This is a genomic window from Chamaesiphon sp. VAR_69_metabat_338 (assembly GCF_031423935.1).
GTDB lineage: Bacteria > Cyanobacteriota > Cyanobacteriia > Cyanobacteriales > Chamaesiphonaceae > Chamaesiphon.
This window is the reverse complement of record NZ_JANPGM010000412.1, coordinates 1-4,923: the sequence shown is the minus strand read 5'-3', so window position 1 is coordinate 4,923 and position 4,923 is coordinate 1. Positions and strand designations below refer to the sequence as shown.

Sequence of the window (4,923 nt, the reverse complement as noted above, 5' to 3'; positions counted from 1 at the left end):
CCCGACCATGGAAGCGAGACAAGACAACACACCCTACAATGAATTGAGCTGACAACTATTAGCGTTTATTTGCGGCTTCTAATTCTTCTTGTAATAACTGCTTGTAAATCCCCGTTAATTTGGGTGTCATGGTATTAGTTTCGATTCCATAGCCCAAACTCGTCCAAGTACTCGATAATCGGCGGCGTACTTGTTCGAGATCGCCAGCTTTTAGTGTTTGGGGAATATTGAACCGCCAGAATTGTTCATCACTGAGCCAAGCGTGAACTACGGCATCTTGATACTCCGGCTCGAAACTATAACTACACGCAAAAAAGAATAAGAAACAATCGGGATGGGGATGATATTTCTTGGCCATTTTTGCCCAAGTGGTATTAATCATCTGATAGCGTCCGGCGGCGGTGGAGCAATTATTGAGATTCGGGCCGCTCGTAATCCGAATACACTGCTCGGGATGCCGATCGAGATTGGCAGCATGAGTGCCACCATAGATGACAGAATAGGGTTGGCGATCGCTGGCTTCACTGGCCGCGATCGTCCGCATCAAGGCGCGAATATAGGGGTCGCCACCAGTCATCACCAAAGGGGGATTGCGGGTGGTGTCGAAGGTGGGACTTTGGTTCTGCCGACGGGAGGTTTGGCGCAAGATTAATAATAAGCAAAGCGCAAAGATGCAACCGATCGCAATGGCGATCGGTCGAAACCGCCTGGTTTTGAGTAGCTCCATGTGGGAATGATAACTAAAGATCGAGATTGAAGGGGATTGTAACTCACAACACCAAGATAAACGATCGCCAGTTACCAATGACTATCTATTCTGAATAACTACACACTCGCAAATAGCTCTTCCCAACTTTTCGCCGCCGCTGTCGGCGCGCTCACGACTTCTAGAACTTTATTTCGGGCTTGGGGGTTGGTAAGTGACTCAACACACACCTGAGCGACCTTTTGTCTGGGTATACTACCATCAAAGAGGGTATCCGCTCCCGACATCACGATCGGGTTGGGGTTATCATCATTTTTGAGTCCGCCTGGACGGACGATCGTATAGTTGAGTCCACTCGTTTTGAGGTACTGCTCGGCTTGTTGTTTCCACCACAAGATCAACCAAAATAGATTGAGCGGATGGAAAAACTTCGACACGCACAGCGACGAGACAAATACAAATTGCTCGATATTGTGCGATTTGGCGGCATCAACCAAATTTTTGGTGCCTTCAAAATCGACCTGATAGGGGCCAGTCGGGTCTAGACTAGGTTTAGCCCCAGTGGCGCACAGAACGACCGTGCTATCGCCCATAGCAGTCTTGATACTATCGAGATTGAGGACGTCGCCGACGACTAACTCTACTGCTGTCGGTAAGATTGTGCGCGCTTTATCGAGATCGCGTACCATTGCCCGCACGGGAATATCTCGCTTGACTAGTTCTTGGACGATCCGTCGGCCAGTTTCGCCTGTCGCGCCTGCTACAAATGCTTTCATAAAGTTTTGGTTAGAATGAATTTTAGGTGGAGTCCTCCTACTACTTATGTTAGAGATAGAAACAATTAACTGGGTGTTTGCCGTCAGAAAATTGTAAGGTGCTTCACACCGATCGAGATTGCATCTGGCGATCGCGATTGCCCTAGTAGCTTCAGTACTACATCTGCATGCGAACGGCGAGTCGCGCTCCACCATTTAACAAACATCATTTAAACTTTCCGGTTTTCATCTACGAGAGCTTGTAAATAATCTTATAAGTCAGTGCTTTTTTACCACCCTATAGTCAGTCCATCAACGGGATAATTGAGGAGATGCCAGTCACAACACTAGAGAAAAACAGCGAAAAACAGAGTTCGATCGAGATGAATCCTGACTTAGAACGGCAAGATCTGGTGTCTGCAGCGACCAAGCAGCTTCAACCCTTCTGTTTTAGCCATCGCTTCACTGATGCGATGCTCATGGGCGCAGATGTCAAAACTGTGGGTAAATATCTCGACGCTCATCAAGGCTGGTTTACGCGTTGCGCGCACCCGATGGGTGTGAATGCGCTGGGTAAAAATGGCTACGATCTGACGATCGGTCGGTTTAATTCTTTTGGCTACGTCGTCGAACCCAAAGTTGGCTTGGAACTCTTACCGCAAGATAGTGGTATCTATCGCATCAGAACTGTCGAAATCCCTGACTATACCGCTCCTGGCTACGAAGTAGATTTTAATGCCCAGATGCGGCTGATCGAGACTGTTAATGGCGATCGATTGGGCACCAAGATCGACTGGGATCTGGATTTGAAAGTGTATATTCATTTCCCGAAGTTCATCCATAAGTTACCGACGGGCGTAATTCAAGGCACTGGCGATAAACTATTAAAACAAGTTGTCAATCGCGTGTCGCGACAATTGACGCACAAAGTTCAGCACGATTTTCATGGCAGTCTAGGTTTAAAAATTCCCAAATTCTAAGTCAATAATTATGTACCAGCATTCAAGGAGGGACGATCGATCGTCCCTCCTTTTTTGGCGACTGTGTATACACAAGGTGGATAGATTTTGTTTCGAGCGGTAGATCCCCCCTGTCTTGTCTCGCTATACCGTCGGGAAACCCGACGAGCGCGAGCCGCTAACCCCCCTTAAAAAAGCAGGGCTGATTTACTCACCAAATAAAAATATTAAATTCACCTGTAGGTTGGGTTGAGCGATGCGAAACCCAACATCCACACAATCGATCTGTGAGTGTGTTGGGTTTCGCCTTTCTCAACCCAACCTACACAATTATTTTCCTTTCTTCAATAAATCAGCCCTGCCTTAAGAAGGGGGCTAAGATCGGGTTCTTCTTAATCCCCCCTTTTTTAGCGCGATTTCAGTCGAGACAGGGGCATTCACACCAATTTCGCCTTAAAAAGTATTCAGCCCAGCATAGGATTGTTGCCAACGCAACCGATCGGCGATCTTTTGCGACAAATAGCCGATCTTTTGTGTTGCACGATCTTATTTGTAAAATTGCTAGTTAATGTATTTGGAAAACACATTATGATAATGAAATTACTACCACCGAAAGTCGATCCTTAAAAAGTGATTTTAATCACTTAATTAAAGCAATCGAAAGCTGGCATTTGTTACGGATGTCGCAATTTTGTATAGCTACTCTAGTTGACACTCCGATCGAGAAACTATCGCTCGAACTATTGTGGATAGCTAAGGATTGGGCTAAATAACCGATCGTCGGCAAGACCGATTCGATCGAATCTACATCAGTGGATCGAAATCAAATTTAGCAAAATTCCAATTTATGAACTACTTCAAACTATATTTTTCAATTTTATTACTTAGTGTTTCGATCGTCTTGCCAGCAATAGCGCGTAATCGGCTCGACTTGTCTGGAGCAACTACGATAAAACCTACTACAACAGCTAGTAATAATCCGTTACTCGAAACCGCTCAAGCATTAAATCAACGCGGTGCCGATTTTTTAGCCGCAGGCAAACCCGACAAAGCTCTAGCTGATTGGAAACAGGCGCATCAACTATATACCCAAATCAAAGATGCTCAAGGCATCATTGGGACTAAAATTAACCAAGCTCAAGCACTTCAGTCACTAGGCTTTTATCGTCAGGCACTATTAACACTGCAAGAAGTTAATAGTACGCTCCAAAAACAACCAAATTCAGAACTAAAAATCCAGGGTTTGCTAGGATTGGGAAATTCGCTGCGCGCGCTAAGAATCCTAGAGCAAAAAACGACAACTGCCAGTCAAGGCATAAATTTAGGTGCAAAGGAAACGCTAATTCAAGCTCTAGATATTGCTACCAAACTTCAAGATCGAGCCGCGATCGATACGATTAATTTAAGCTTGGGTAATACGCTCAGTTCGATCGGTGGAGCAGGGCAGGAACAAGCGGCAATCGATGCTTATCAAAAGATTACTCCCAATGCTGTCGCATTAGTTAGAGTCCAAGCTCAAGTTAATTTATATCGATTAGCCTCAGCCCAGCGGACAGCACCGAATGCACTGGTATTTTTGAGCGATACTCGTAAGATTTTAGACTCAATTATACCCAGTCGCAGTACGATTTATGCTTACATTAATCTAGCCGAAACAATTAAAAAAAACCAAGCAGCTAATCGGATCGATCCAGAGATTTTGATACCAGTTGCAAGATTATTAACTACTGCGATCGAGCAATCCCGAACTCTCAAAGATCTTAGAGGTGAAGCTCAAGCAATCGGTACTTTAGGCAGTTTATATGCCTTAACCGGCCAGCATCAAGAAGCTAGAAAGTTAACCAAACAAGCACTCGCGATCGCCGAAAGCTTGCCAGCACCAGATCTTGCCTATCGCCTCGATTGGCAATTAGGCAAAATCATTATCGCTAATAATCCTACCGATCGCGATCTAGAAACTGCCACTTCTGCATATCGGCAAGCAATCAATCACCTCAAATCGTTACGCAATGACTTAAATGCGATCGATGCCGATCTCCAGTTTTCCTTTCGCGATAGTGTCGAACCTGTCTATCGAGAATATGTCAACCTCTTATTAAGAGATGGTAAGACTATCTCGGCAGATAATCTAGCTAATGCTCGCGATATTATCGAATCCTTGCAAGTTGCCGAACTGGAAAATTTTCTCCGGCAAGGCTGTTTGGATACTTATACCGTACCGCTCGAAAAGATCGATCGATCGGCTGCCGTAATTTATCCAATTATTTTACCCGATCGAGTAGCGACAATTGCCTCGATTCCCGGACAACCCTTGCGCTATTACAGTCGTAGAATAGCTGCGGCAACAGTCGAACAAACTGTCGCTAAACTTCAGCAAAAAATTCAAGACCCGAATTTTAATGCTCGACAAGAAAAAGTTTTCAAACAGCAGTCTAAACAAATATACGATCTTCTATTAGCTCCTGTCATCGCAGATCTCGATCGAGCTAAAACCAAAACGTTA

3 protein-coding genes and 1 pseudogene are annotated in these 4,923 nt (G+C 45.0%); 2 read left to right on the top strand and 2 right to left on the bottom strand.

Annotation, left to right across the window (positions count from 1 at the left end; all coding sequences use genetic code 11):
* Positions 1–58: 58 nt before the first annotated feature.
* Both RMO84_RS11465 and RMO84_RS11460 read right to left on the bottom strand, forming a co-directional pair.
* The gene (locus RMO84_RS11465) at positions 59–727 is read right to left on the bottom strand and encodes a glycoside hydrolase family protein (RefSeq protein WP_310488590.1); all 669 of its coding nucleotides are present in this window, start codon (positions 725–727) and stop codon (positions 59–61) included.
* A gap of 98 nt (positions 728–825) precedes the next feature.
* The gene (locus RMO84_RS11460; RefSeq protein ID WP_310488589.1) at positions 826–1,482 is read right to left on the bottom strand and encodes an SDR family oxidoreductase; all 657 of its coding nucleotides are present in this window, start codon (positions 1,480–1,482) and stop codon (positions 826–828) included.
* Between the two features lie 311 nt (positions 1,483–1,793).
* On the opposite strand from RMO84_RS11460, the gene RMO84_RS11455 reads away from it, so the two are divergent.
* Together RMO84_RS11455 and RMO84_RS11450 are read left to right on the top strand one after the other, a co-directional pair.
* On the top strand, positions 1,794–2,441 hold the full coding sequence (locus RMO84_RS11455; protein ID WP_310488588.1) for a DUF1997 domain-containing protein: 648 nt from the start codon (positions 1,794–1,796) through the stop codon (positions 2,439–2,441).
* An 826-nt stretch (positions 2,442–3,267) separates the two neighbouring features.
* Positions 3,268–4,923 (top strand): annotated as a pseudogene (locus tag RMO84_RS11450) (hypothetical protein); the annotation flags it as partial.